Source organism: Roseovarius sp. B08 (assembly GCF_051417955.1).
In the GTDB taxonomy this organism is placed as follows: Bacteria; Pseudomonadota; Alphaproteobacteria; order Rhodobacterales; family Rhodobacteraceae; genus Roseovarius.
Genome location: NZ_JBPRLW010000001.1, coordinates 3869808 through 3896515, shown reverse-complemented (window position 1 = coordinate 3896515; position 26708 = coordinate 3869808). Strand labels below are relative to the sequence as shown.

The following is a 26708-nucleotide window of genomic DNA, read 5'->3' as shown; positions in this document are numbered from 1 at the left end:
ATCGAAGTCATCGCCCGCTTTAGGCAACCTTGATCTTCCTGAGGATCGACCCGTCCGGCATGTCGCCGGGCGGTTACTCAAACCGTGAGGTCATGATGGGAAAAGGCAATAACAGGCGCGGCAACCGCGAAGTGAAGAAGCCGAAACAGGAAAAACCGAAAGTTCTGGCAACGGCAAATTCCGGCGCGGCGGGTCCGGTCACGCTTGGGGAAAAGAAGAAGAAATAGCGGCGACGCTCTGCCCCGCGCGCCCCGGGCCTGACCCGGGGCCTCCTGTGGCCGGGAGCTCCCGGATCAGGTCCGGGAGGGTGCTGCGCCAAGGCGAAAAGTGACCTGCCACGGGATTTTTCCTCCATTTGGAATTAGAGTCCGCCCCAACGAAGGGACGGACAATGAAGCGAACGAGATACAGCGAAGAACAGATCATCGGCATCCTTACCGAGCATGAGGCAGGCGCGAAGTGCGCCGATCTGTGCCGCAAGCACGGGATGTCGGAAGGCACCTTTTATGCCTGGAAAGCCAAGTTTGGTGGGATGACGGTTTCGGACGCCAAACGACTGAAGGCGCTGGAGGACGAGAACGCCAAGCTGAAGAAGTTGCTGGCGGAGCAGATGCTCGACGCTGCGGCGATGAAGGAACTGCTCTCAAAAAAATGGTGAGGCCCGCCGTGAAGCGCGAAGCCGTTGCGCATCTGCGGGCCAGGCTTGGCCTGTCGGAACGGCGGGCCTGTCAGATTGTTGGAGCGGACCGCAAGATGATCCGCTACCGGTCCGCGCGACCGCCCGAGACCGGGCTGCGCCAGCGGCTTCGGGATCTGGCCAATGAACGCCGCCGGTTCGGTTATCGGCGGCTATTTGTGCTGCTGCGCCGGGAGGGAGAACCCTCCGGGATCAACCGTATCTACCGGCTGTATCGAGAAGAAGGTCTGGCGGTGCGCAAACGCCGGGCCAGGCGCAAGGCGGTAGGAACCCGGGCACCGATCCTGGTCGAGGCCCGGCCCAATGCGCGCTGGTCGCTGGATTTTGTCCATGACCAGCTCGCCTGTGGCCGGCGGTTCCGCATCCTGAACGTGGTCGATGACGTGACGAGGGAATGCCTGGCGGCCGTTCCGGACACATCGATCTCGGGGCGGCGTGTCGCGCGGGAATTGGCGGCCCTGATCGAACGGCGTGGAAAGCCCGGCATGATTGTCTCGGACAACGGCACCGAACTGACCAGTAACGCGATCTTAACCTTCGCTACCGCGCAGGGGATCGAATGGCATTACATCGCCCCGGGCAAGCCGATGCAGAACGGGTTTGTGGAGAGTTTCAACGGGCGCATGCGCGATGAACTCCTCAACGAAACCATGTTCCGCAACATGCCCCATGCGCGCGCCGTGATCCGTGCCTGGGCAGCAGATTACAACGAGGAGCGCCCACATTCGGCGCTTGGCTATCAGACGCCCAAGGCGTTCGCCGAGCGCCTGTTCACCGCAACCGACACCCGCGCTGCGCCATCTGAAAGCTCCGCGCGGATGTCGGTTGCTCCACCTGCGCCAATCGGCGTATCAACCCGAAGGGCTCTGGTTCCGGATGGGTGAAAGTTCAGTGGCAGGTCAGGTGGGATGCCTTGGGTTAGGCTCGATAGGTCACGAATGTGTCTGGTCATTTGAGATATCTCCTTGAGTAATAAATTCTGCGGTCACGAAAAAAGTGGTGAATGGATGGTGATCCTTCAAATACGTCCGCTGTCCATAGTGATCCCCCTCTTCGCGAGGGGAAGGATCGTCATCTTGATCAGAGAAATCGGTGTTGGCGATGATGGACGAAGGCGATGCGTGCCATAAGTCTTGATAACGATCTGAAAGTCTCCGGTTGCAGAAACCTTCAAAGCGGTAAAGAAAAAATTGAGAGCAGCGCACCGGTTTTGAACCACGTCTACGCATCGTCTCGAACGACCTCGAGGTGACAAATGTAAACCTCGCCGCCATCGGATGAAGCGGCAGGCAGAATGCCGATAGCGAGGCAGACGCCGGGTAAATCAATGTTCCCTAGAAACACGTAGGGGCCCTCAGAATTGCGAGTGAGATCGAAGCATCGGCTAGCCCTCGAAATTGGGAGGCCGAGCAGGATACCTCTTATACTCACCTTGAGCCGCACGCCATTTGGGAGGTCGAGGGGCGTAAAGAGGATACTGTCTGTCTGGTCGTGGTTCATGCGCGCCTCATCCTTTTGAAAGTGCCGCCGCCAGGGACACCTGGGGCAACAGCGACGGGTTTTGTTGCTGTTGCCCGCTACGTGCAATCAGACACCGGCCCGTCGCGCGGAGCTATTCCGCTGCTTGGGACGCGGGTGCTGGCCACGCATTGGCTTCGAATGCCGTATCCAGGTCCGTATCCGCGATATGGTTGGTGTAGTTGGACAGGGTTTTCAGTGCCGTGCCAAGAATAACCTCGAGCACGGTTTGCCGCGTGTAACCGACCTGCAGAAAACGCTCGATCTGCGCGTCAGTGGGCCATCCACGGCTTTCGTTGATCACGATGACAAACTGGCGCAGGGTCTCCAGCTTGCTGTTCGCGATGGGGGTATCGTTGCGCAGCGCCGCAATGACATCCTCCGCAACTCCGGCCATCTGCGATAGCGTCGTATGTGCTGCCATGCAGTATTGGCAGCCATTCAAACGGTTGTTGGTCATCAGAATGATCTGACGCTCGGTTTCCGACAGCTCCGTTTTGCCGAAGATGGCCGATAGCGTTGTGTAACCTTCGAGGATGGTCGGAGCCTCCGCCATGGTGGCGTAGAGGTTGGGCACGAAGCCGTACCCGTTCAGCGCAGCTTGCAGGATCGGTTTTGCGTCTGCGGGAGCGGAATCGATCGTGTGCGTAGGAAAGTCTGTCATTGGTTTGTCCTTTTTCTTGGGTTGGTCAGGCAGGTGAAGAGTCGTTTGTTTGGCGGGTCTGCCAAACTGCTGTGCAAGTGCACGCGTCGCTTCTTTGGCAGCGCTGACCGAACGGTCATGCCGTGCGTCCTTGAACTCCTGATATTCAATGGCAACGGTTTGGATGTCTGCGACGTCGACACCAAAGTAATGCGCGCAGGCAGCAATGGCGGGATCCAATGCGTTCAGGTGCGCCCGTGGCCCGCCGGGCTCAAAACCGAACTCGCCCCGCGACGACAGCACGACGAGCTGCTTGTCCTTCAGGATCGGTTCGATGGGGAAGTCGCCACGTCCCAGATCGAACGAGAAGGTTCGACCGATCCGTGCAACGTGGTCAATCCAGCCTTTCAGCGCGGCGGGCATCCCGTAATTGTACATGGGCGCCCCCAGAACGATGATATCCGCAGCCACCACCTCGTCGATCAGGGCATCTGAAAGGGCCAGCCGCTCGGTCATCCAGTCTTCGCGGTCCTCGGGCGGGGTGAAGGCTGCATGGATGAATCGGTGATCAATCGCCGGAACCGGATCCTGTCCGATATCACGGACGATCACCTCTGCGTCCGGATTGGCATGCAAGAATTCGGTCGTGAATAGATTTGTCAGCATACGCGTCAGCGAACGGTCTTGCCGTTGGGCGCTGGCATCGATGCGAAGCAGGGTTGTCATCGCTTTATCCTGTAGTTTCCGAGAAGAGAGGGGGACGGCCCGGGCATCTGCGCGAGCCGCCAGGTTTTTCGGGCTGCCTGGATCAGAGATCGCTCACAGGCGTATTCACAATACTGGGCCATTTGGCGTTGGCGCCGGCGATAACCGCCTCCGGATCTTCGAGGTATTTTTCGAGGGTCGCGGCGTTCACGAAGAGATAAAGCTTCCCCTCGACGATATCCGCGTAACGAACGTCGCCGTCGAGCTTCTTGCCGACTTGGACACCGAAGGCGCAGAAGCCGCCGAACTGGGGAAGATACTGCTCCGGCACAGCGTCGAAACTCGCTTTGGCCTCCGCAGACGTGAAGTAGTAGTCCACGCCGTCATAGGTCGACGTATGGACAGCGTTTCCTTGTGTCGGAGCGCTGCTTTCAAACATGGACACGGGATCGACCCCATGCATGCCGAGCGGATTGCCATTGAGTGTCAAGCCATTGCCAACGTTGGCTTCATCTGCCGCGAAGGCGGCGGTCGAAATCGCGATGGACAAGGACAAAGCCTTGAGGAAAACAGAGGGTCTCATGGAAAAGATCCTTTCTGAGGGAAGGTAGGGTTCTTGCTCGGGGTGCATCAGGCGGAGTTGCCGATGCGTTCGACGGCCTCGTCGGTCCACCAGACACCGTTCGCCACCATCCGGAAGTTGATGATCGCGGCGAGGTAGCCATCGCCTTCGGGCACCTTGGCGCCGGCCGTGGCATCGCGCACGACGGCGACCTCAAAGCCGAGCTCCAGCAGCTCGTAAAGATGCGCCTGGGTGCAGAGGTTCGCGGACATGCCCGCAAGGATCACCTTGTCGATCCCGCGCTTGCGCAACTGCAGGTTCAGGTCGTTCTGAGCGGGGCTGTAAACCTTGTGCGGCGAGCAGACGATGGTCTCGCCGTCCTCGATGTACTTTTTGTACTGTGGCATCCAGTCGGCGCCGGAGCCTTCGAAATTGTCGAGATTCAGGGGGTCGAGCCGGTCGAACATGCCAATGGAGTGCATGGTCTTTTCCAGGGTTCCCTCGAACTGCCACTTGTGGTCGTGCGGGTAGTAGTAATGCGGCGAGATGAAGACCGGCATCCCGGCGGTCTTGGCGGCCGCGAACAGCCGTTCGATATTGTCGACGGTGCCCTGTTCTGTCACGCTTTCGCCAACGACGCCCCATGTGACGCCGTCCTCGGACAGGAAATCAATCTGGGGATCGGTGACCACGAGGGCCGTTCGGCCCGGCGCGATGTCCATGTCGACTTGCGGCAGACCTGGTTCGTCAGGATCGGCGTAGTGCGCGCGTGCCTCCGGCGTTGCGGCACTGGCCGAAGCGCCGATAGCGGCGGCGGCCCCGGCAGCGGCACCGCCCGCGGCACCGGCGATAAGACGCCTGCGCGCCATGTCTACCCGCTCGGGGGTGGCGTCGCAGCCGCAGACGTGGGTCTGGTCATGAGAGTGATCGTGGTCCATTTCAAGTCTCCTTCTCGGTGGTGGGTGTTGACGGCGCGCCCGTTGGCGCGCCGCTTGGGGTGGTAGGGTCGAGGCGTTCCGCGCCAGGGGCGGTCTTGCCTCTCGTGGCCGGGAACCGGCCGTGTCCGGGCAGGCACCGTGTCGCTCTGTGGGGCGGCACGCCTGAGATCCAAGCAAACAGGCCGGTCGCTTCGAGGCCGGGAGGGTGACAGTCCGGTGGCTCGAAGGCGGGGCCGACATCGGTCGTGTCGATGTCGGTCAACGGTTTCGCAAAGGTCCTGCCCGGCATCGTTATCGGAAAGGTCAGGACGCCGGTCAGAAGGCCGGCGGCGATTGTGATCAGCACCATGTGTGTCATTTCGCCTGTGCCGCTTGGGCGCTTTGAACGAACTGCAGACCGGCGATTGTCACGCAGCGTTGCCAGAGTATGGGTCGTACTTTTATTGTCAGTCATGGCAGTGGCCTCTCGGTTGGCGCAGAGGAGGAGCCGGGGGTGCCGGGTCCCGACCTATCCAAGGTCGATGGCCTTACGTAAGGGAATTGGGCGCATCCGGTATTGGCCGACCCTGCCAAGCGCATGGCCGGGTCTGCCAATGCGATTTGACCGCTCAGCCTCGTCCTTGGGCGGCGGCCATCCGGACGGGCGCGGGCGTCACCCTATCCTCGACCGCGCGGCGCGGGCGTTGGTCGTTGCGCTCTGTCATGCAGGCTTCCCGGATGTCGGCGGGCGCGGGAGGCTCTGGCGCGCCTGGGCACCGGTCTTGATCGAGGCCGGCTCCGCCAATGTCATGCCCAATCCCGCAAGGACCGAAGCGACCGGATGGCGCTAAGGATCCGGAAATTGCTGCCGGAACTGCGCGGGCGCCTGTCCGACCCAGCGCTTGAACGCTCGGCTGAACGTGCTTTGTTCGGAAAATCCGGTGAGGAACGCGATCTCGGCGATGGAACTCGTGCTGTCCCTCAGAAGCTCCTGGGCGAGCGAGGATTGCGCCTCGATGAGCACGTCACGGAAGGTCAGCCCCTCTTCGGCGAGGCGACGGTAGAGCGTGCGTTCGCTCAGCCCCATGTCGCGCGCGACCTCCGCCGCCTGCGGGACGCCGTTGCTGAGCGCCGGTGTCAAGCGACGTAGAAGGGCCGCCCGGAGCGAGGGGTCGTCCTTGAGCGAGCCGATCTCCGTCTCGAGATGGGCAGTCAGGAAGTCCGACACCGCCGCATCGCCCAGCCGGTTCGGCAGGTCGAGCATTTCGGGCTTGAAGGCTATGGCGTTACGATCCGCCTCGAAGTAGACAGGGCAACCGAAATGCGCGGCATAGCGATCCGGATCGCTGCGGCACGCGTGGCGGAACGAGACATGTTCGAGGACCAATTCGCCTTCCACGATCTGGCGCATGTTGTGCGCAGACCCGGCCAATGCGCCTTCGTTGCGAAATTCGAGCACCGGGTGATGCCCCGTGCGCGCCTCGAAGAGGAGACATGCCGGGTCGCCGGAGTCGTCCAGGCGGTAGACCGCGGTGTCGGTAACCACCCGCCAGTAACGTTCCACGCGTTCCAGCGAGGCGCGCAGCGTCGGCGCCGTCTTCATCGACAGCCCGAGCACGCCGATATCGTCGACGCGAATTACCTTGGCATAGGCTTCGAGCAGCGCGACCTCGTCTTCTTGCTGACGACGGATCCAATCCAGAAGATCGAAATAGTCAGTATCTGCAAGCCTGCCGTCCGTCGGCTGCGGCAAACGGCGCACGACCACTCCGCCGGAGACAAGAGCCCCGTCATCTCTCAGCGTCATCCCGGCCGCTTGGGCCATCGCGCGCGCAAATGCGGCTGTCACGCTCGGCATGGCCAAAGCTAAGCCGAAAGCGTCGTGAAAACCAGTCTTTCCATGATGCCTGACAAACCACCGCTTCATTCAGGCACTCAATTCACGCTCGGGGAGGCCTTTGGGAATATCGTTGATCGACGCAACACGCCTCCGCATCAGACCGTCGATGTTGAACTCCCAGTTCTCGTTGCCGTAGGCGCGGAACCAGGCGCCGCTGTCGTCGCGATACTCGTAGGCGAATCGCACGGCGATCAGGTTGCCGCGATAAGCCCATAGTCCCTTAATTAGGCGGCACTCCAACTCGCGCGCCCATTTGCGGATCAGAAATTCGACGATCAGGTCGCGCCCCGCGAATATCTCCGCCCGGTTCCGCCACTGGCTGTCAGGCGTGTAGGCGAGCGACACAGGTTCGGGCTCGCGGCTGTTCCAGGCGTCTTCGGCCAGACGCACCTTGATCCGGGCCGAGACGTCGTCGAAAGGCGGCAACGGGGGGCGTGTCATCCGTAAGACCTTCTGTTGGAGAGCAGAGTGCGCCCCGGTCGCGGGGGCGGGGGGAGCGGGGGAAGCGCGACCGGGGCGTCCGCGGTGTCACGCCGCCGTGGCGCTGACGACCGGGAAGTCGATGGGCGTGTCGAACGCATCATTGAGGTAATTAGTGAGGGTATTAAGCGCGACATGTGCGACGATATCGGCGTCGCTGTAGCCCGCCATCTTCACCGCCGAGACGTCGGCGTCGGAGACCTGTCCGCGTTCGCGCACAAGTTTGGCCGCGAAGCGTAGGGCCGCATCGGCCTTCGCGTCGGAGGAGCCGCCGGCGCGGTTCGCGGCGATCTCGGCCTCGTCGAGCCTCGCGAGGGTCCTTGCAAGGTAGGCGTGCGTCGACAAGCAGTAGTCGCACCCGTTGATCTCTGTGACCGCCAGCGCGACGCGCTCACGGGTCTGCGGTGTCAGCACGCCCTTCGCGAGCGCACCGCTCAGCCCGAGATAGCCCTCGAGCGCGGCGGGGCTGGTCACGGTGATGCGAAACAGGTTCGGGACACTGCCGAGCATCTTCCTGCCCCCCTCGAGGAAGGGTCGAGAGGCGGCTGGTGCGGCGTCGATCGAGGCGGGAAGCTGGATGCGGGACATGCTGGGGTTACTCCATTTGGCTCGATGTCCCCAATATAAGGATGGACCTCGCCATCGTATTGGCATGCTCTGCCAAGCGTTTGGCTCGATCTGCCACGCCGGCTGTGATATGCACTCATTGAGGGCCAAAGCCGTGACGACCGACACGATCATCGATGTAGCTGTTCCCGTCGCGGTCTTCGTGATGATGTTCGCGCTTGGCCTCGGTCTGACGGGCGCCGACTTCCGGTCCTCCCTGAGACGGCCGAAGGCTCTCTTTCTCGGGGTGGCGAGCCAGGTGTTTCTGGTTCCTGTAGTGGGTTTCCTGTTCGTCTCGGCCCAGCAACAGGATGCGGAGCTTGCCCTCGGCATCGTGCTCCTCACGCTCTGCCCCGGCGCCGCGATGAGCAACCTGCTGACGCGGATTGCCGGCGGTGATGTGGCCCTGTCCGTTTCTCTGACGGCGGTCAGCAACCTCCTTTCGGCGGCGACCTTGCCGGCGCTGTCCCTGCTGGCGGCGGGCCATTTCCTTGGCATAGAGGCGCTCCGGGTCGAATTCGGGGATCTCACGCTGCGCGTTGTGGCGGTCGCCACGATTCCCGTGCTTCTGGGCATGGCGATCCGCCACCTTGCGCCCCGCGTCGTCGGGCGACACGAGCCTGCCGTCTTCCACATCTGTTTCGCCGTGTTCATCGCGATCATCGGCTGGTCCTTCATGGAAGTCGCCGACACGTTGCAATCCGGCCTGATCCTGATCGGGTGGCAGCTTGCGCTTCTGAGCTTCCTCCTTCTGGGCCTCGGTCTTGCCGTTGGGCAGGTCTGCGGTCTGTCCGGGTCGCAACGGACAACCATCGCCGTCGAGACAGGCGTGCAGAACAGCGGGCTGGGGCTTGCCGCCGGGGCGATGCTGTGGGGCGATGCGGCGGGTTTTCCACTCTTCGCGACGCCTTCGGTGGTCTATGGCGCGCTGACCTATGCAATGACCTTTCCGGTGGTCATCCTGCTCTCGCGCGCATGGCAGCGCGTTTGAGGGCGGAACATCGAACAAGTGGCTATCCGGTCAAGAGTCGACTTCCGAGAAAAGCAGCGGTAATTGGATCAGGTCGCAGAGAAGGTCTATTGCCCGCCCTTGCTTCCGAACGGCTTCGCGTTTGCAGTGCGGGTCGAGCGACTGCAGCGAACTTCATGAAAGTCCGCGGTCCCGCCATCGAACACGTAATAATGCTGCGCGACGCACCAATGGCAGCAATGCCAAGGCTGCGCCGCGGCGTAAAGACGGTCCACGAGCGGCAGGAATGGGCCGTCATTCATCTATTTGCCGAACAACCAGAATGTGAGGTCTCTTATCCGTCACCCTGACCTGATCAGCGCCGGCTTCAGCTCGCTCTTTTCGGTCCGTCGCGGCTGTCAGCGGCATCCGGAAGGATCGGCGGGTGGGCGTCCATGTAGGCATGCGCGGCGCGCAGCACGCGGGTGTCGTCGTGCTTGCCGCCGGCCAGCTGGAAACCCACCGGGAGGCCTGCTTGCGTGAACCCGCAGGGCACCGAGGCCGCCGGCTGCTGGCTGAGGTTGAACGGATATGTGAAAGGCGACCACTCGGTCCAGTCGGTCATGGCGCTGCCGGGAGGAACATCGTGGCCGGCCTCAAAGGGCGGGATCGTTACGGTCGGCGTCATCAACAGGTGATAGTCCTGGTTGAACCGCTCGAGATGGCGGGTGAACTCGGCACCTCTGGTCTGCGCGCGAAAATAGTCGACCGCGTCCCAAGCCTCCGCCCGAAGGGCGTTGTCCACGAGGCCAGGGTCGAGCATGTCACGCTCTTCCTCATCGCATTGGCGGTAGAGATCGAGCGAGGCGGTGAACCAGATCATTTGAAAGATCTCGATCGGGCTCTCGAATCCGGGATCGATCTCGACCATGTCCGCACCGAGCGCGGCCATGCGCTCGGCGGCCTCGCGAACGCGCGCCGCCACCGCGGGATCGACCGACGCATAGCCGAGGTCGAGCGACCAGGCGATCCGCAGCCCATCGAGGCCCCGGCCCAAGTCTTCGCCCCAGTCGGTCGGCTGGCCACGGTGCGCATAGGGGTCAACCTGGTCGTATCGGCCGATCACGTTCAGCATCAGGACCGCGTCCTCGACAGTCCGCGTGATGGGGCCGATCTGGGACAGGGTCGGTGCCCGGGACGGCGGCCATTGCGCCGCCCAACCGAAGGTCGGCTTGAACCCGAACGTGCCGGTGAAGGAGGCCGGGATGCGGATCGACCCGCCGCTGTCCCCGCCCTGGTGCAGGACACCCATGTTGAGCGCTGCCGCGGCGGCGGCTCCGCCGGACGATCCTCCGGGCGTCAGTTTGGTGTCCCACGGGTTTCGGGTCGCGCCGAAGACCCGGTTGTCGGTCACGCCTTTCCAGCCGAATTCCGGCGTGTTGGTCTTGCCTAGGATCACCGCTCCGGCCTCGCGCAGCATGCGTGCCGGCGGGGCGTCGGTGTCGCAGGGCCCGTCACCCGTCAGGACCGAGCCGTCCCGGGCGGGCATGCCGGCGACCTCGGTGAGATCCTTCATCGAGACCGGCAGCCCGTCGATTGCGCTCAGCGGAGCGCCGTCCGCCCAGCGTTGGTCCGAGGCATGGGCGGCCTCCTCGGCGCCGGTATAATCGACGTGGACATAGGCATTCACCGCCGGGTTGTAGCGCGTGATCAGATCCAGAGCGGCCCGAACGGCGTCGCTCGGAGTGGCGCGATCTTCCCGAAAGGCCTGCGCGAGTTGCGTGGCGTTCAGGCTTCCGATGTCGTTTGTCATTCCGGTCCTCGTGATTGCCATCACCGGAGCAACGCACGAGTTGTTCCTGGGGTCCCGACGTCTCGCGCAACGGCAAGCAAGGCATCGCACTGCGGGGTTCGGCCGTAATATGAGCGTCAATCTGAAGCGGGGAAGATGCACGTGCAGCGAATGGCTTGTGTGGATGGCTCCTGCATAGCAAGTCCTTTTTGGTCTGATTTGTGCGTTTGTCAGAAGCAGTCATGTGTCCGGCCTGTTTGCGCGGTTTCGACCGCTGGCCCTGATGGGTTCCGCAAACCAGGTCCCTTACAGCTTAGCGGGCTATGAAGCCCGGGCCATTCGGCGGGGTGTCCTGGTTTTGGCGGCTGACTTATGCACCATCATCTCGCAGGTCTTGCTAACTCTTTGTTCCTTTCGTCTCAGGTTGCGACACGAGGGTTGTAGGGCTCATCGCGGGTCAGAACAGCCCAAACGATCCTGGCGGTCTTGTTTGCCATGGCGACTGTCGCGACACGGGCGGGTTTGCGTTCGAGCAACGACCTCAGCCATTTGCTGGCCCGCTCTGGATGCGATCGTGTTTGTCTGACCAGTGAGGTCATCCCGACGACCAGAAGTTGTCGGAGATACTGATCGCCCATCTTGGTGATCCGCCCCAGCTTTTCTTTGCCACCGCTGGATTTGTTCGCAGGCGTCAGGCCCAGCCAGGCGGCGAACTCTCGACCGTTTTTGAACTGATGGCCATCTCCGATGCTGGCGATGATCGCAGAGGCCGTCACGGCCCCGACACCAGGTACCGTGCGCAACAGTCGCACACGCGCATCTTCTTTGGCCACTTGCTTGAGGCGCTCTTCATACCAGCGGACCCGCTTATGCAAAGCCATGAGCTGTTCGGACAAATTGAGGATCACTTCATTGGCAATGTCGGGCAGATCGAGAACTTCCCCCAGCGTAATGTCTTCGGCGAAGCCAATCACCCGAGCCAGCCCCCTTGGGATGTAGATGCCAAACTCGGCAACCAGTCCGCGCAAGCCGTTGATCAACTGCGTCCTTTGACGAACCAAAAGGTCGCGAGCCCGATGCAGTGATAGCAAGGATTGTTGCTCAACCGTTTTGATCGCGACAAACCGCATGGTCGGTCGGGTCACTGCTTCGCAGATGGCCTCGGCATCGATCGCGTCGGACTTCCCACGCTTGACATACGGCTTCACATACATCGGAGGGATCAGCCGAACCTCGTGACCCAAGACAGTGAGTTCGCGTGCCCAGTGATGGGCGCTGCTGCACGATTCCATGCCAACCAGGCAGGGATCCAGTTTTTCAAAGAACGATAGAAATTGCGCTCGTCGCAGCGGGCGGTTGAGCACCACTTCTTCGCTTTCTGTAATACCGTGGACTTGAAAGACGTTCTTCGCCAGATCAACGCCGATTGTGGTAACTTGCATGGGGTGGCTCCTCTCATAAGCAGATTTTGACACCTGCAATATGGCGCATAGCGACGCCGGTTGGAGCAGGAGCCATCCACCCCATCAGCTTCGGTGAAGCTGCGCCGCGGCACCAGACTGGCTGACCAACGGCCGCAATGGGCCGAGAGCCGCCTGGCACGAAATAATGCCGGGCGGGTGTGGGACCTACGAAGTCAAACCTCTTGGCGATCCGCGATCCATTCAGAAATCGTGCTGTGGCGCCATCCGATGAGACGCTCCGTCAATTTTACGGGTGCTGGAAATGTGCCAGCGTTGATGTGCCTGTAGATTGTCGAGCGGCTGAGCCCTGTGAGTTCCTGAATATCTTTCTGCCTTAATATTTTATCGGTCATGCATGTCCTCTATTTCTTTGGATGCAATCACCTTAGCAGCGAATGATTTAAGCCAAGTTTACGTTTGTTCAGGAATTGCCGGTAACAAAGTTTGCCCACCCTTTCATCAAGGGTGTGCGCTTGGGCAGGTAAGTTGAACGTTTGTATGCATCGAGCTTAATCGTCCGTTCTGACGTGACCGATGCAAGCTTCGGCAATCTCTTCCTCACAGTGAATTTCATCCATAAGCCATGTGCGCAAAGAAGAGCGAAACCCTTGTAGGCGTGCCGGGATGTTGTTGTCCACCAGGAAATTGCGCATGCCCATTTTGTTCAGGGGGCCGCCTGTCGAGTTGGGAAACAAGTATCCGTTTTGTGAGTTTTTCTTTGCGAGTTCGATCACGTGCAAATGTTCTTCACTCAAGGGTACGTCAAAAAGCGAAGTCGCTGTCTGCGCGACCTTTGACGTGGAGCGGGGGAATAATCCAGACGGAACTCATAAGCTGACCCAATCGCATGTGGTTGATCGAATCCGACCGCACGCCCGTCAAGATCAGCATCCGCAATGCCAGTTGCGTGGGGTCGTCATCCGAGAGGGTCGCGTAGAACGCAGGTACGTCTTTCCAGTGGAGCGCTTGGTGTGGCGTCGAGCGTTTCTTGTTATAGCCGAGGATCACCACAGCATCGTCAATAACTGCTGTGCTCACGCGGAAGCGTTTTGCGCTTGCGTAGTTGAATACCGTTCTCAACCTGGAAACGCACTTTTTGGCGGTAACCGGCTTCTCATGCCAGATGGGTTCCAGCGCACGCGCGATGTCTTCCTGATCAATCTTCACAATCGGCATCTTGCCGAGCTTCGGCAGGACGTGGAGCCGAAGAGGGCTGAACCATTTGCCATCGGACCCCACCATGTTTGAGGCTTCTCTTGTGTTTCTCGTATGCGTCCAATGCAAGGTGCTCGAGGCGGCCATCAGTTGAATTCGCTTGTTGGCGGTTCAATTGGCGCTGCTTGATCGGGTCTACCTCCCGTAGTACCTGCTGACGTGCCAGTTCGGCTTGCTTTCTTGCTTCGGCGAGACTGACGCTTCTATATGATCCAAGACCCATCTCGCGTTGGCGTCCCTAGAGCTGAAAGCGAAAGATCCATTGGGCACCGCCGTCAGGGCGTTTATAAAGCCATAGGCCTAGCCCATCGCAATGCTTGCCTGTGGGGAGAGATTTCAGTTGTGCGACTGTGAATGCATTAGATTTTGCCATGAAAATATCCTCCGTTTTATATACGTTCTGGCGTAGCACTTCCCGGGTCATTCCGGGACGTTCTGAAACCTTAAATTATTACGATTAAAGGAAGATTTATTCCGATGACATGCAGTGAGAACGTATGACACAACAAGTATACCCTTCCGGCGGGAGTATTTCGGGTGCAGTGAAATTTTGATTGATTTTTTCACGCGGCTCGCGCAGCGTGAAAATTGATCGAAGAATTTCACGGGAAGAGTGCCCTTTGGAACAGAGCCAGATTTCCGCCATGCGCAGCCTCGGGGCCGATCTGCGGGCCTTGCGCAAGGCGCGGGGGCTGACGCTGAACGACCTGGCTCAGGCGTTGGGCCGGTCGGTGGGCTGGCTGAGCCAGGTGGAGCGGGACCTGTCCGAACCGTCGATTTCCGACCTGCGGGCGATTGCGGGCGCGTTCGACGTGCCGATGTCGTTTCTGTTCGCCCATGCCAGCGCCCCGGCGGAAGAGCAGGGCATCATCGTGCGCGAGGGCTCGCGGCGGCGGATGGGGTCGGGCGAGGAAGGGCTGATCGAGGAGTTGTTGTCGCCGGACCTGAGCGACGATTTCGAGGTGATCCACTCGACCTTCCGGCCCGGATCGAAGATGCAGCGCCCTGCCACGCGACCGACGCAGGAGGTGGGCTACGTGGTGTCCGGGCGGCTGGACCTGAGCATTGGCGGGCAGGAGTTTACCGTCGGGCCGGGAGACAGTTTCCGTATCCGGCATGAGACCTATGCCTGGGCCAACCCTTATGACGCGCCGTGCGTCGCGATCTGGGTGATCGCGCCGCCGGTTTATTGAGGGGGCGGGGATGAGCCTGGAAGGATGGACCGTCTTCGCGCTGTTCTGGGTGGTGTTCGTGACCACGCCGGGGCCGAACGCGGTGAACTGCATCACCAACGGCATGACGCTGGGCTTCCGGCGCAGCCTGTGGGGGTGGCGGCGATCCTGACGCAGGCGGCGCTGTTCCTGACGTTGTCGGCGGCGGGGGTGACGGCGCTGATCGCGGCCTCGCCCGCGGCGTTTCAGGTGGCGAAATTCATTGGCGCGGGGTTCCTGATCTATCTTGGTGTGCGCGGCTGGATCATGGCGCTACGCCGCGTCGTCGTGGCCGCGCCGGACGGGCGCGGCATCTACTGGCGGGCCTTTGCCATCGCCACGATCAACCCCAAGAGCGTGGCGGGATACCTGGCCGCCTTCAGTCAGTTCGTTCAGCCGGACGTGCCGATCTGGAGCCAGATGTGGGTGATCTTTCCCACCGCGCTGAGCCTGACGGCGCTGAGCTACATCGGATACACCGCGCTGGGCGCGGGGCTGGGCCGGGCGGCGCTGGGGGCGGTGTTCAACGTGTGGCTGCGGCGCGGGCTGGCGGCGTGTTTCGTGGTCTACGGCGTGCTCTTGGGCGCGGCCTCGACGCCGGGGAGGGCGTGAGATGATCAAAGGCGCGTGCCTGTGTGGTGCCGTGGCGTTCCGGCTGGAGGGCAAGGCACGGGACATCCTGGGGTGCCATTGCGGACAGTGCCGCAAGCAGTCGGGGTTTTACTGGGCGGCGACGTCGGTTGCCGACGACTGCCTCGTACTGGAGCGGGACGAGGGGCTGGCGTGGTTCCGCGCGAGCGACACGGCGCAGCGTGGGTTCTGCCGGCTGTGCGGGTCGAGCCTGTTCTGGAAGCCGGAGGATGCGCCGCGCACGGTGGTGGCGGCGGGGGCGCTGGAGCCGGGGCATGGGCTGAAGATGGCGTGCCATGTCTTCATGGAAGACAAGGGTGACTATTACGAGATCGGCGACGGGCTGCCGCAGTTCGCGCGTTTCAGTGGAGGTGAGAATGCTTGAGGGAAGCTGTTTGTGCGGGAACATCCGGTTCAGCGTGACGGGCGCGCCGCAGGGGTGTCGGCCTGTCATTGCGGCCAGTGCCGCAAGCAATCGGGGCACGTCTGGTCCTCGGCCTATGTGCCGGAGACGGACCTGCACATCACGGGCGAGGTGACTTGGTACGAGGCGACGCCGCAGGCCAAGCGCGGGTTCTGCGCGACCTGTGGGGCGTTCCTGTTCTGGAAAGCGCATGACGAGGACACGATGAGCTTTGCCCTGGGCGCGCTGGACGGGCCGACGGGGCTGCGGCTGGAGAAGCATATCTTCACCGCGGACAAGGGCGATTACTACGAGATCGCGGACGGGGTTCCGCAGGAATGAACGGGCCGCGGGGCGGCATCCGAACAGGGAGAAACGGACATGGCTGATCTGCCCAAGAATGCGAAAGTGGTCGTCATTGGCGGCGGGGTCGTCGGGTGTTCGGTGCTGTATCACCTGGCCAGGAAAGGGTGGAGCGACTGCGTTCTGCTGGAGAAGAACGAGTTGACCGCCGGGAGCACGTGGCATGCGGCGGGCAACGTGCCGACCTTCTCGACCAGCTGGGGCATCATGAACATGCAGCGGTATTCCACCGAGCTTTATGCCCGGCTGGGGAACGAGGTGGACTACCCGATGAACTATCACCAGACCGGCTCGATCCGGTTGGCGCATTCCAGGGAACGGATGCAGGAGTTCGAACGTGCCAAGGGCATGGGCAAGCATCAGGGGATGGATCTGGAAATCCTGACCCCCGACGAGATCAAGGCACGGTATCCGTTCATCGAGACGCATGACATCGTGGGGGCGCTGTACGATCCCAACGATGGCGATATCGACCCCGCGCAGGTGACGCAGGCGCTGGCCAAGGGCGCGCGGGACATGGGTGCGACCATTGCGCGGTTCTGCCCGGCGACGGGCGTGACGCCAGACGGTGACGGCTGGATCGTGCATACCGACAAGGGCGATATCGCCTGCGATTACGTGGTGAACGCGGCCGGGTACTATGCCCAGAAAGTGGGCGAGTGGTTCAAGCCCTATGGCGGGCGGACCGTGCCGATGATGGTGATGAGCCATCAATACGTGCTGACCGACGAGATCCCCGAGATCGAGGCCTATAGCAAGGAGACGGGTCGCAAGCTGCCGCTCTTGCGCGACGTGGATGTGTCCTATTACTTCCGGCAGGAGAAGCACGGGTTCAACATCGGCCCCTACGAGCCCAATTGCCGGGCGCATTGGGTGGAGCCGTCGGATCCGATGCCTGACGATTTCAGCTTTCAGCTGTGGTCGGATGATCTGGAGCGGATCGAGGATATCGTGGCGGATTCGATGGAGCGCGTGCCGGTGGCGGGTACGGCGGGGATCAGCCGGATCATCAACGGGCCGATCCCCTATGCGCCCGACGGTTTGCCCCTGCTGGGGCCGATGCCGGGGGTGAAAAACGCGTTCGAGGCGTGTGTCTTTACCTTCGGGATCGCGCAGGGCGGCGGTGCGGGCAAGGTGCTGGCCGAGTGGATCGTGGACGGCGCGCCCGAGTGGGACATGTGGGCGGTCGATCCGCGGCGGTACACCGATTACACCGATCATGATTACTGCGTGGCCAAGGGGATGGAGGTCTACGGCAACGAGTATGCCATGCATTTCCCGTGGCACGAATGGCCCGCGGGGCGCGACAAGAAGCTGTCGCCGAACCATGGCCGCGTGCTGGAGCTGGGCGGCGTGATGGGGGCGTATAACGGCTGGGAGCGGGCGAACTGGTTCGCGCAGCCGGGTGACGACACGTCGGAGGAAAGTACGCATACGTGGAACCGCAAAGGGCCGTGGGAGCGGCGCATCCGCGAGGAATGCGAGGCGGTGCGGGATGCCTGCGGCGTGCTGGACCTGCCGGGGTTCTCTAGGTTCCGGGTTCATGGCGCGGAGGCCGACGACTGGCTGCGCGGCTTCGTGACCGGGGGGCTGCCCAATGTGGGGCGGATGAACCTTGTCTATGTCGCCAACGCGCAGGGGCGGATCGTGACGGAGTTTTCCTGCATCCGGCTGGCGGAGAACGATTTCGTGCTGATCACCGCGGCGACGGCACAGTGGCATGACGGAGAACTGATCCGCGGGAGCGTGCCGCAGGGTGTGACCGTGACGGAGACGACGCGCGAGCGATCGGCACTGCTGGTGGCGGGGCCGAAGAGCCGCGAGGTGCTGGCGGGGATCAGCGATGCGGATCTGGAGGCCGGGTGGCTGAGCCATCAGCACTGCACCGTGGCGGGGCGGCCCGCGTTCCTGATCCGGGTGAGCTTTACCGGCGAGTTGGGGTGGGAGGTGCATGCCGACAATGCCGAGATGCCGGCGATCTACGACGCCATCCTCGAGGCAGGCGCCAAGCCGTTCGGGATGTATGCGCTGAATTCCTTGCGGATCGAGAAAGGGTACCGGGCGTGGAAGGGTGATCTGAGCACCGATTACTCGATGCTCGAGGCCGGGCTGGAGCGGTTCGTGAAGTTCGACAAGGAACAGGATTTCACGGGCAAGGCGGCGTTGATGGCCGAGAAGCAGGAGGGTCGCAAGAAAGCCTTTGCCCCGCTGATCATCGACGCGGGCGCGGCCGACGCGCCCTACATGTCGACGATCTGGAGCGGGGACGAGATCGTGGGGGAGACCACGAGCGGCGCCTGGGGGTACCGGGTGAAAGCCAGCGTTGCGCTGGCGATGTTGCGAACGGATGTGGCGACGGCGGGTACGGAGCTGGAAGTGGAGATTTATGGCGAGCGGAGGCGCGCCGTGGTGCAGCCGGATCAGCCGCTTTGGGATCCCGAGAACGCACGACTGACGGCATGAGCTAGAGATCCCCCCGGGGTCAAGCCCGGGACGCGAAGGCGAAAGGGCGGATGATGAGTATCGAGACCTACCTGATCTATTTGGGCGTGCTGGCGGCGTTCTTCCTGACGCCGCCGGATACGAGCCAGCTGCTGATCATTTCCAACAGCCTGCGGCACGGGCTGCGCCGGTCGCTGGCGACGGTTGCGGGCGACCTGAGCGCCAACGCGGTGCAGATGACGCTGGCGGCCTTTGGTCTGACGGCGGTGATCTCGGCCAATGCCGACGCGTTGTGGGTGGTGAAATGGGTGGGCGTGGCGTACCTCGTCTGGATCGGGCTGCGATTGATGCTGAGCAAAGCCGGGGGCGAAGCGCCGGGCGCGGCAGAGTCGGGGCGGCTTTTCCGGCAGGGGTTCGTCACCTCGTCGGCCAATCCTTATGCGGTTGTGTTCTTCGGAGCGTTGTTCCCGCAGTTCATCGACGCGGGTGCGCCCATCCTGCCGCAACTGCTGGTGCTTGGCGTGACCTACCTGGTGGTGGACGGTCTGGTGCTGCTCTTGTGGGGCTGGGCGGCAACGCGGACGCTGGGGCGTGTGAAGGCGCTGACCGGGGTGTGGATCAACCGGGTGAGTGGCGCGCTGATGGTCGGGGCGGCGGTGCTGCTGGGACTGAAGGATCTGGACAAGGAGGCGGCGCGATGAGCCTGTCCGCGATCATGTCCGGCGTCTACCTGACCGGCCACGGCGGGCCGGGGAGGGGTCATCCGGGACAGCGTCGACAGCCGAACAAAGGTGCGAAAGGAACGGCATGGCACGGGTAACGCTTTTGGACGGCTCGATCGGGCAGGAGCTGGTGAAACGGTCGGGCGACCGGGCGACGCCGCTGTGGTCGACGCAGGTGATGATCGACCATCCCAAGCTGGTGGGCGAAGTGCACCTGGATTACTTCGCCGCCGGCGCGACGGTGGCCACGACCAACACCTATGCGGTCTTGCGCGACCGGCTGGAGCGGATCGGGATTGAGGACCGGGTCGGGCAACTGACCGACACGGCGGTGCGGGCCGCGCGCCGGGCCCGGGCGGCGAGCGGCGGCAAGGGCCGGGTTGCGGGCGCCATCGGACCGCTGGTGCAGTCCTACAAGCCCGAGACCTGCCCGCCTGCCGCCGAGGCCGCGAAGATCTATGCCGAGCCGGTGGCGCTGATGAAGGATCACGTGGACCTGTTCCTGCTGGAGACGATGTCGTCGGTGGACCAGGCCGAGGGCGCGTTGCGGGCGGCCACAGGGCAGGGCCTGCCGGTGTGGCTGGCGGTCAGCGTGGAGGACCACGACGGCACCCGCCTGCGCTCGGGCGAGCCGGTCGGGGCGCTGGCAGAGACGGTGGGCCGGCACGCGCCGGACGCGGTGCTGGTGAACTGTTCGCGCCCCGAGGCGATCGGGGCCGCGCTGGACATTATCAAGGGGTTCGGCGTGCCCTTCGGCGCCTACGCCAACGGGTTCACCGAAATCAGCGAAGGGTTCCTGGGCGATGCGCCCACCGTGGACGCGCTGGAGCAGCGCAAGGACATGGGGCCGCTGGAATACGCGGAATATGTCATGGGCTGGGTCGCGCAAGGGGCCACCATCGTCGGCGGCTGCTGCGAGATCGGGCCGGCGCATATCGCCGAGATCGCGCGCTGCCTGCAGGCGGCGGGACACGAGATCGTATGAAAGAGGTGACGGGATGACGGACGGCACGCTTCCCCCGGCATGGTCCCGGCAAGCGGGCGGTTTCGTTATGACAGCAAGGAATTCGGGCAGGTGGATTTCGAGGTGAGCCACGCGAAGTTCATCCTGTGGAAGAGTTTCGAGCAGGAGCAGGAGACCGACGGGGTTCAGTTGAACATCATGATCGCGGCGCGGCCGCAGGAGATACCGGACGAAAGTGGTGACGCGGACATGGCGTACCTGCTGGAACCGGCGCTGACCGTGGAATGGCTGACGATCAGGGAGGCCGACCTGGCCAGCCGGGACCGGGCCGCGCTGGACGGTGTGACGGTCGATTTCGACTGGGACCGAACGCCTGATGTGCCGGAGGCGCCGGCGGCGATCCAGGAGGGCTCTTATGGCTCGACCGACCTGCTGAAACTGTCGCTGAGCCATGTGCCGCCGGATCGCTACAGGCTTCAGGTGCAGGCGAAGGACGAGTTCGGGCGGTCCTGCGAGATCGACGCCGACCTGCCGCTCTTCCAGATCGGGGCAAGCAATTTCTCGATGTCGCGGCCAAGGGCGGTCGAGGACTGGGTCGACCGCCACTTCGAGCGCGACACGCTGCGCGTCGAGTGGCGCACGGTGGGGCCGATGACCAACCAGTGGCAAAATCTTTACGCCTCGTTCAAGGAGACAAGGGATGAGTAACCTTCCGAGACACGCCCGCGTGGTGATTGTCGGCGGCGGTGTGGTGGGCTGTTCGGTGGCCTATCACCTGGCCAAGCTGGGCTGGAAAGACGTGGTGCTGCTGGAGCGCAAGCAGCTGACCAGCGGCACGACATGGCACGCCGCGGGGCTGATCGCGCAGCTGCGGGCCAGTGCCAACATGACGAAGCTGGCGAAATACAGCCAGGAGCTTTACGGCAACCTGGAGGCCGAGACCGGGGTCGCGACCGGGTTCCGGCGCTGCGGGTCCATCACCGTGGCACTGACCGACGAGCGGCGGGAGGAGATTTACCGGCAGGCCGCGATGGCCCGGGCCTTTGGCGTGGACGTGGAAGAGATCGGCGCGGCGGAGGTCAAGACACGCTATCCGCATCTCAACACCGACGACGTGACCGGGGCGGTCTATCTGGACAAGGACGGACAGGCGGACCCGGCCAATATCGCGCTGGCGCTGGCCAAGGGCGCGCGGCAGAACGGGGCGCTGGTCAAGGAGCGGGTGAAGGTCACCGGCATCGCCCGGCAAGGCCGCCGGGTGACGGGCGTGGACTGGGCCGCCGACGACGGCAGTGAGACGGGGCATATCACCTGCGACATGATCGTGAACTGCGCGGGCATGTGGGGCCACGAGGTGGGCCGCATGGCGGGTGTGAACGTGCCGCTGCATGCCTGCGAGCATTTCTATATCGTGACCGAAGGCATCGACGGGTTGGGGCAGTTGCCGGTGCTGCGCGTGCCGGACGAATGCGCCTATTACAAGGAAGACGCGGGCAAGATCCTGCTGGGCGCGTTCGAGCCCAATGCCAAGCCGTGGGGGATGCAGGGCATTCCCGAGAGTTTCGAGTTCGACCAGTTGCCCGAGGATTTCGACCATTTCGAGCCGATCCTGGAAGCGGCCTGCCACCGGATGCCGATGCTGGCGGAGGCGGGGGTGCACACGTTCTTCAACGGGCCGGAGAGTTTCACGCCGGATGACGCCTATCACCTGGGGCTTTGCCCGGAGATGGACAATGTGTGGGTGGCCGCCGGGTTCAACTCGATCGGGATTCAGAGTGCCGGGGGCGCGGGTCACGCGCTGAGCCAGTGGATGGACAGTGGCGAGAAGCCGTTCGATCTGGGCGATGTGGATATTTCCCGGATGCAGCCCTTCCAGGGAAACCGGCATTATCTTTACCAGCGTTCGAAGGAAACGCTGGGGCTGCTTTACGCCGATCATTTCCCCTATCTGCAGAAACGCACGGCGCGGGGGGTGCGGCGGTCGCCGTTCCATCACCACCTTCTGGAACACGGCGCGGTGATGGGCGAGATTGCTGGCTGGGAACGCGCGAACTGGTTCGCCGAGGGCGGCCAGGAGCAAGAGTACCGATATAGCTGGGGGCGGCAGAACTGGTTCGAGAACGCCGCCGCCGAGCATCAGGCGATCCGCACGGGCGTGGGCATGTATGACATGTCGAGTTTCGGCAAGATCCGGGTCGAGGGGCCGGATGCGGAGGCGTTTCTGAACCATATCGGCGGCGGCGACTATTCGGTGCCGAATGGCAAAATCGTTTACACGCAGTTCCTGAACGACCGCGGCGGGATCGAGGCGGACGTGACCGTCACGCGGCTGAGCGAGACCGCGTACCTGGTGGTGACGCCCGCCGCGACGCGGCTGGCCGACCAGACGTGGATGGCGCGGCACAAGGGCGAGTTCAGCGTCGTGATCACCGATGTGACGGCAGGCGAGGGCGTGTTGGCCGTGATGGGGCCGGGTGCGCGCAAGCTGATGCAGGCGGTCAGCCCGGATGATTTTTCCAACGAGGCAAATCCGTTCGGCACGGCGCAACAGATCGAGCTGGGCGTGGGCCTCGCCCGTGTGCACCGGGTCAGTTACGTGGGCGAGCTGGGCTGGGAGATTTATATGAGCGCCGACATGGCAGGCCACGTGTTCGAGACGCTTTACGAGGCCGGGCAGGAGCACGGGCTGAAACTGTGCGGTATGCACATGATGGATTCGTGCCGGATCGAGAAGGGATTCAGGCATTTCGGGCATGACATCACCTGCGAGGATCACGTCCTGGAGGCCGGGCTGGGCTTTGCCGTCAAGACGGACAAGCCTGATTTCATCGGACGCGATGCGGTGCTGCGCAAGAAGCAGGCGGGTCTGGCGAAGCGGCTGGTGCAGTTCCGGCTGACCGATCCCGAGCCGATGGTCTATCACAACGAGCCTGTCCTGCGGGACGGCGAGATCGTGGGGTACCTCAGTTCGGGGGCGTATGGTCACCACCTGGGCGGCGCGATCGGTATGGGTTACGTGCCGTGCGCCGGGGAGAGCGCCGAAGAGGTGCTGGCCTCGACCTACGAGATCGATGTGGCGGGAACGCGGGTGAAAGCCGAGGCGTCCTTGCGTCCGATGTACGATCCGAAATCCGCGAGGGTGAAGGTTTAGCGCCTTTGGCGGGAGGGGTCCCGCCGGGAATAAGTGGTTGGCTGTTCAAGGCGTACGCGACGGGATCAGGCGCAGCTTGAAACCGTCACGGTTTACCACCCCAGCTGACATCTCCGAGGAAGATGTAGCCGGCGCCGTAGATCGTCTTGATCAGACGGGGGTTCTTGGGGTCTTCGCGCAGCTTGGTGCGCAGGCGCGAGATGCGCACGTCCATGGCTCGGTCGAAGCTTTCGCCGGCCGCGCCGCCGAGCGCCTCCTGCATCGCCTGGCGCGAGATCAGCCGCTTGGGGCGGTCGAGGAAAAGGCGCAGCACTTCGCCTTCGGCGTGGGAAAACGGGGTCTCCTGCCCGGACTCGTCCTCGAGCACGTAGCGGTCGAAATGCGCGGTCCAGAGCCCGAAGCGGGCGGTCTCGCCGGTCTGCGAGGCGGGCGCATTGCGGCGCAGGCGGGCGCGGATGCGGGCCACGACCTCGGCCGGATCGAAGGGCTTGATGATATAGTCGTCGGCACCCAGTTCCAGCCCCGTGACGCGGTCCTGCACCTCGGCCCGGCCCGAGATGATGATGACCCGCGCGCCCTGCTCCAGCGCCAGCCGATGCACCAGCGTCAGCCCGTCACGGTCGGGCAGGGACAGGTCCACGAGGCAGACGTCGGGAGAGTTGACGCGCAGTGCGGCCTCGAACTCGGTCGCGCGGGCAAAGGTGAGGGTGCGAAAGCCGGCCTCTTCCAGCGCCTGCGCCAGCATGGTGCGGATCGCCGGTTCGTCGTCGAGGACGGTGACAAGAGGCGCCTTGATGGTCATGAGGCGACCCTTGCGGCGAGGGCCGTGCGCAGGGCGCCGGGATCGAACGGCTTGCGCAGCACGGGCGTCCTGGCAAGGGCGGCGACGTGCAGCGGATCGGTGGGCGGCAGGGAGGTCATCAGCACCGCCGGCGGGTGCGATGGCGGCAGGGCGTCGAGCAGGTCAAGGCCCGTCGCCTCGCCTTCGAGCGTGATGTCCGACAGGATCGCGGTGATCTCGGGCAGACCCTGAAGCAGCGCCTGCGCCTCGGAAACGCTGGCGGCCTCGATCACCTGGTGGCCGTCGGCACGCAGCATGGCGCGGATGCTTTCGCGCAAATCGGCGCTGTCCTCGACCAGCAGGACGAAGCCGGGGGCGTCCTCGGCTTCGGCGGTGCGCAGCGGCAGGCGCAGCGTGACCTGGCCGCCTTTGTCGGTGTTCTCGATCATGACGCGCCCCCCGGCAAGCTTGGTCATGTTGTAGACCATGGTAAGGCCCAGCCCCGAGCCCTCGCCGCCCTTGGTGGTGAAGAACGGGTCGAACGCATGGCTGCGCACGTGATCGGAAAAGCCGGGACCGGTGTCGGAGACCGTCACGTCGAGCCAGGTGTCCTGGACCGCCCTCGCGGCAAGCGTGATGCGGCCGGGCCCTTCTGCCACGCCACCGATGGCGTCGCGGGCGTTGAGCAGCAGGTTGATGAGCGAGTCCTGCAACATGCCGGGATCGAGCAGGCAGGTGCGCGGCGCGTCGGTGGGCCGGATATCGAGGGTGATCGTCTCGGGCAGGACGGAGCGGGCGAGCGGTTCCAGATCGTGCAGGAAGGCGGGCAGGTCGGTGGGCACGGGGGTATGTTCGCGCGGGCCGGTCATGTCGGCGATGCGGTCGAGCAGCCGGCCGCCGCGCCGCGCCGCGCCCAGGGTGGCGGCGATAAGGTCGGCGGCCTCTTCGGGCAGGGACATGGATTGCAGGCGCGATTGCATCCCGAGGATGATGGTCAGAAGATTTGAAAAGTCATGCGCCAGCCCCGAGGTCAGTTGCGCGGCCATCTCGCGGCGGCGGTGCTGGCCCAGGGCGGCGCGGGTCTGGGCCTCTTCGGTGATGTCCATGGACAGGATGTAGACTCCGCCGGTGGCCGGATCGGGGGTCAGCGCCACGCGGATCCGGCGCGAGCTGGCCGCGTGGGTGAACTCGAAGACCGACGCCTCGCCGGCAAAGGCGCGGTCGAGATGCGGGGCGATATTGGCGAAGGTCTCAGGCCCCAGCGCCTCGGCGGGGGCAAGGCCGACCGGGTCGGCGGTACTGCCCGGCATGATGAGCGACAGGCGGCGGTTGGAATAGGTGTAACGCCGGTCGGGTCCGACATGGGCGATATGCGCCGGCACCATTTCGGTCGTCAGGCGCATGCGGGCTTCGGCCTCGGACGCCTGGCGCTTGGCCTCCTCCAGCGCGGTGATGGTGGATTCAAGTTGTCGGTTGGCCGCCGCCAGATCGTCGGAATAGGTAACGAGACGGTCCGACAGTTCCTCGGACCGGGCGGCGAGCAGCGCCTCCTGCTGCTTGGTGCGGGTGATGTCGGTATAGACGGTAACCCAGCCGCCCTGCGGCAGGGGGGACCCTTCGACGCTGATGATGCGGCCGTTGGCGCGGGTGCGTTCCATGTAATGCGGCTCGAACGCGCGGGCGATTTCCACGCGGTCGGTGACGAAGCGGTCGAGGTCGGTCACCTCTCCATAGTCGCCGCGCTCGGCCAGAAAGCGGATCGTATCCTCGAAACGGGCGCCGGGGGTGACCAGCCGGTCGGGAAGGTCGAACATTTCCTGAAAGCGCCGATTGCAGACGGCGAGATCGAGATCGGCGTCATAGATCGTCAGGGCCTGCTGGATGAGGTTGAGGCCCGCCGTGGTCATCCTTGTCGTGTCGCGGGGGTCATGCCGCATGCTCCACAGCCCAGGCCAGCGCGGTCTCGAGCTGGTCGTCGCCCCAGAAAAGCTCGTCGCCCACGGTGAAGCTGGGGGCACCGAAGAGGCCGCGGCGCATCGCCTCTTCGGTGGTATCGCGCAGGCGGTGCTTGTTGGCGTCGGCCTGCGCCTTTTCCAACAGGTCCGCGGGCAGGCGGGCCGCCGACAGACAGGCGGCCATGACGTCGGTGTCGGCGATGTTCATGCCTTCGGCGAACTGCATGAGATAGACGTTCTGACAAAAGGCGATGCCTTGCGGCGTTTCGAGCGCGAGCTGGGCCGTGCGGGCGGCCAGCACACTGTGCTGGGGCATCGTGTCGGACCGCTGGAACGTGAGGCCGAGGGCGGCGCAGCGTCGCTCCATGTCGCGCCACATGTAGTTGCCCTTGGCGGCGTAGATTTTGAACGGCGAGGTGTCCCAGCCTTGCGATGCAAAAATCGGGCCGAGCAGGAAGGGGCGCCAGCGGACAGTGACGCCGGCCTCGGCCGCGTGGGCGGGCAGACGCATGACGCTGAGATAGGAATAGGTCGAGGCGAATTCGAACCAGAAATCCATCTGTGGTTTGGTCATGGTTGCGGTCCTCTTGCGAGAGAGGCAATCGACGGGGAAATGGCGGGTATGTCAAGGGTGGTGGG

25 protein-coding genes and 3 pseudogenes are annotated in these 26708 nt (G+C 63.5%); 13 read left to right on the top strand and 15 right to left on the bottom strand.

Annotated features, from left to right (window positions below):
* The first annotated feature begins 29 nt into the window (after nucleotides 1-29).
* Both ACSQ76_RS19850 and ACSQ76_RS19845 read left to right on the top strand, forming a co-directional pair.
* The gene (locus tag ACSQ76_RS19850; RefSeq protein ID WP_306127574.1) at nucleotides 30-227 is read left to right on the top strand and encodes a hypothetical protein; all 198 of its coding nucleotides are present in this window, start codon (nucleotides 30-32) and stop codon (nucleotides 225-227) included.
* Between the two features lie 164 nt (nucleotides 228-391).
* Nucleotides 392-1581 (top strand): IS3 family transposase gene (locus tag ACSQ76_RS19845; protein ID WP_437155805.1). Its coding sequence is split into 2 segments (ribosomal slippage): nucleotides 392-653 and nucleotides 653-1581, totalling 1191 coding nucleotides; the frame shifts between segments, so codons are not numbered across the junction.
* A 728-nt stretch (nucleotides 1582-2309) separates the two neighbouring features.
* Here ACSQ76_RS19845 and ACSQ76_RS19840 read toward each other — a convergent pair.
* The 3 genes from ACSQ76_RS19840 to ACSQ76_RS19830 all read right to left on the bottom strand — a co-directional run bounded on the left by ACSQ76_RS19840 (nucleotide 2310) and on the right by ACSQ76_RS19830 (nucleotide 5063).
* A complete protein-coding gene (locus tag ACSQ76_RS19840; RefSeq protein WP_437157915.1) occupies nucleotides 2310-3584 on the bottom strand; it encodes an NAD(P)H-dependent oxidoreductase in 1275 nt (424 codons plus the stop codon).
* A gap of 82 nt (nucleotides 3585-3666) precedes the next feature.
* Nucleotides 3667-4146, bottom strand: coding sequence for a YHS domain-containing (seleno)protein (locus tag ACSQ76_RS19835; protein ID WP_437157914.1), 480 nt, complete (start codon nucleotides 4144-4146; stop codon nucleotides 3667-3669).
* 47 nt (nucleotides 4147-4193) lie between these two features.
* Nucleotides 4194-5063 carry a cysteine hydrolase gene (locus ACSQ76_RS19830; RefSeq protein WP_437157913.1) on the bottom strand — a complete coding sequence of 290 codons (870 nt, stop codon included), beginning with the start codon at nucleotides 5061-5063 and terminating at the stop codon, nucleotides 4194-4196.
* Nucleotides 5064-5656: 593 nt separating this feature from the next.
* Here ACSQ76_RS19830 and ACSQ76_RS19825 point away from each other — a divergent pair.
* Entirely contained in the window at nucleotides 5657-5893 is a 237-nt protein-coding gene (locus ACSQ76_RS19825; RefSeq protein WP_437157912.1) for a hypothetical protein, read from the top strand.
* Here ACSQ76_RS19825 and ACSQ76_RS19820 read toward each other — a convergent pair.
* The 3 genes from ACSQ76_RS19820 to ACSQ76_RS19810 all read right to left on the bottom strand — a co-directional run bounded on the left by ACSQ76_RS19820 (nucleotide 5890) and on the right by ACSQ76_RS19810 (nucleotide 8010).
* On the bottom strand, nucleotides 5890-6969 hold the full coding sequence (locus ACSQ76_RS19820; RefSeq protein ID WP_437157911.1) for a helix-turn-helix domain-containing protein: 1080 nt from the start codon (nucleotides 6967-6969) through the stop codon (nucleotides 5890-5892). The genes ACSQ76_RS19825 and ACSQ76_RS19820 overlap by 4 nt on opposite strands.
* Nucleotides 6970-7383: a DUF1348 family protein gene (locus ACSQ76_RS19815; protein ID WP_437157910.1), complete on the bottom strand. Its 414-nt coding sequence runs from the start codon at nucleotides 7381-7383 to the stop codon at nucleotides 6970-6972. It lies immediately after the preceding gene.
* Nucleotides 7384-7470: 87 nt separating this feature from the next.
* Nucleotides 7471-8010 (bottom strand): carboxymuconolactone decarboxylase family protein, encoded by a 540-nt coding sequence (locus ACSQ76_RS19810; RefSeq protein WP_437157909.1) that lies wholly within the window; start codon nucleotides 8008-8010, stop codon nucleotides 7471-7473.
* Between the two features lie 133 nt (nucleotides 8011-8143).
* Here ACSQ76_RS19810 and ACSQ76_RS19805 point away from each other — a divergent pair, with 133 nt between their 5' ends.
* Nucleotides 8144-9019 (top strand): bile acid:sodium symporter family protein, encoded by an 876-nt coding sequence (locus ACSQ76_RS19805; protein ID WP_437157908.1) that lies wholly within the window; start codon nucleotides 8144-8146, stop codon nucleotides 9017-9019.
* A 346-nt stretch (nucleotides 9020-9365) separates the two neighbouring features.
* On the opposite strand, the gene ACSQ76_RS19800 is transcribed toward ACSQ76_RS19805, so the two are convergent.
* The 6 genes and pseudogenes from ACSQ76_RS19800 to ACSQ76_RS19775 all read right to left on the bottom strand — a co-directional run.
* The gene (locus tag ACSQ76_RS19800; RefSeq protein WP_437157907.1) at nucleotides 9366-10790 is read right to left on the bottom strand and encodes an amidase; all 1425 of its coding nucleotides are present in this window, start codon (nucleotides 10788-10790) and stop codon (nucleotides 9366-9368) included.
* 398 nt (nucleotides 10791-11188) lie between these two features.
* Entirely contained in the window at nucleotides 11189-12211 is a 1023-nt protein-coding gene (locus ACSQ76_RS19795; protein ID WP_437155812.1) for an IS110 family transposase, read from the bottom strand.
* A 194-nt stretch (nucleotides 12212-12405) separates the two neighbouring features.
* Nucleotides 12406-12585 (bottom strand): helix-turn-helix transcriptional regulator, encoded by a 180-nt coding sequence (locus ACSQ76_RS19790; RefSeq protein ID WP_274593170.1) that lies wholly within the window; start codon nucleotides 12583-12585, stop codon nucleotides 12406-12408.
* 156 nt (nucleotides 12586-12741) lie between these two features.
* Nucleotides 12742-12966, bottom strand: a complete 225-nt coding sequence (locus ACSQ76_RS19785) for a hypothetical protein (protein ID WP_437157906.1) — start codon at nucleotides 12964-12966, stop codon at nucleotides 12742-12744.
* A 28-nt stretch (nucleotides 12967-12994) separates the two neighbouring features.
* On the bottom strand, nucleotides 12995-13474 hold the full coding sequence (locus ACSQ76_RS19780) for a tyrosine-type recombinase/integrase (RefSeq protein ID WP_437157905.1): 480 nt from the start codon (nucleotides 13472-13474) through the stop codon (nucleotides 12995-12997).
* Nucleotides 13389-13673 (bottom strand): annotated as a pseudogene (locus tag ACSQ76_RS19775) (integrase arm-type DNA-binding domain-containing protein); the annotation flags it as partial. The pseudogene ACSQ76_RS19775 and the gene ACSQ76_RS19780, both read right to left, overlap by 86 nt.
* Nucleotides 13674-14091: 418 nt before the next feature.
* Here ACSQ76_RS19775 and ACSQ76_RS19770 point away from each other — a divergent pair.
* The 9 genes and pseudogenes from ACSQ76_RS19770 to ACSQ76_RS19730 all read left to right on the top strand — a co-directional run bounded on the left by ACSQ76_RS19770 (nucleotide 14092) and on the right by ACSQ76_RS19730 (nucleotide 23333).
* Nucleotides 14092-14640 carry a helix-turn-helix domain-containing protein gene (locus ACSQ76_RS19770; RefSeq protein ID WP_437158245.1) on the top strand — a complete coding sequence of 183 codons (549 nt, stop codon included), beginning with the start codon at nucleotides 14092-14094 and terminating at the stop codon, nucleotides 14638-14640.
* A gap of 10 nt (nucleotides 14641-14650) precedes the next feature.
* Nucleotides 14651-15270 (top strand): annotated as a pseudogene (locus ACSQ76_RS19765) (LysE family translocator).
* A gap of 1 nt (nucleotide 15271) precedes the next feature.
* Nucleotides 15272-15673 (top strand): GFA family protein, encoded by a 402-nt coding sequence (locus tag ACSQ76_RS19760; protein ID WP_306129761.1) that lies wholly within the window; start codon nucleotides 15272-15274, stop codon nucleotides 15671-15673.
* Nucleotides 15666-16033 (top strand): annotated as a pseudogene (locus ACSQ76_RS19755) (GFA family protein). Before ACSQ76_RS19760 ends, ACSQ76_RS19755 begins: the two are co-directional and overlap by 8 nt.
* Before the next feature lie 39 nt (nucleotides 16034-16072).
* Entirely contained in the window at nucleotides 16073-18517 is a 2445-nt protein-coding gene (locus ACSQ76_RS19750) for a GcvT family protein (RefSeq protein WP_437157904.1), read from the top strand.
* A gap of 50 nt (nucleotides 18518-18567) precedes the next feature.
* The gene (locus ACSQ76_RS19745; protein WP_437157903.1) at nucleotides 18568-19197 is read left to right on the top strand and encodes a LysE family translocator; all 630 of its coding nucleotides are present in this window, start codon (nucleotides 18568-18570) and stop codon (nucleotides 19195-19197) included.
* Between the two features lie 106 nt (nucleotides 19198-19303).
* Nucleotides 19304-20203, top strand: a complete 900-nt coding sequence (locus ACSQ76_RS19740; RefSeq protein ID WP_437157902.1) for a homocysteine S-methyltransferase family protein — start codon at nucleotides 19304-19306, stop codon at nucleotides 20201-20203.
* A 39-nt stretch (nucleotides 20204-20242) separates the two neighbouring features.
* On the top strand, nucleotides 20243-20890 hold the full coding sequence (locus ACSQ76_RS19735; protein ID WP_437157901.1) for a hypothetical protein: 648 nt from the start codon (nucleotides 20243-20245) through the stop codon (nucleotides 20888-20890).
* Nucleotides 20883-23333, top strand: coding sequence for a GcvT family protein (locus ACSQ76_RS19730; RefSeq protein ID WP_437157900.1), 2451 nt, complete (start codon nucleotides 20883-20885; stop codon nucleotides 23331-23333). The genes ACSQ76_RS19735 and ACSQ76_RS19730 overlap by 8 nt, the downstream gene beginning before the upstream one ends.
* 85 nt (nucleotides 23334-23418) lie before the next feature.
* On the opposite strand, the gene ACSQ76_RS19725 is transcribed toward ACSQ76_RS19730, so the two are convergent.
* The 3 genes from ACSQ76_RS19725 to ACSQ76_RS19715 are packed head-to-tail and all read right to left on the bottom strand — an operon-like array spanning nucleotide 23419 to nucleotide 26643.
* A complete protein-coding gene (locus ACSQ76_RS19725) occupies nucleotides 23419-24129 on the bottom strand; it encodes a response regulator transcription factor (RefSeq protein ID WP_437158244.1) in 711 nt (236 codons plus the stop codon).
* 2 nt (nucleotides 24130-24131) lie between these two features.
* The gene (locus tag ACSQ76_RS19720; RefSeq protein ID WP_437157899.1) at nucleotides 24132-26051 is read right to left on the bottom strand and encodes a PAS-domain containing protein; all 1920 of its coding nucleotides are present in this window, start codon (nucleotides 26049-26051) and stop codon (nucleotides 24132-24134) included.
* Entirely contained in the window at nucleotides 26041-26643 is a 603-nt protein-coding gene (locus ACSQ76_RS19715) for a 2-hydroxychromene-2-carboxylate isomerase (RefSeq protein ID WP_437157898.1), read from the bottom strand. Before ACSQ76_RS19715 ends, ACSQ76_RS19720 begins: the two co-directional genes overlap by 11 nt.
* Between the last annotated feature and the right edge of the window lie 65 nt (nucleotides 26644-26708).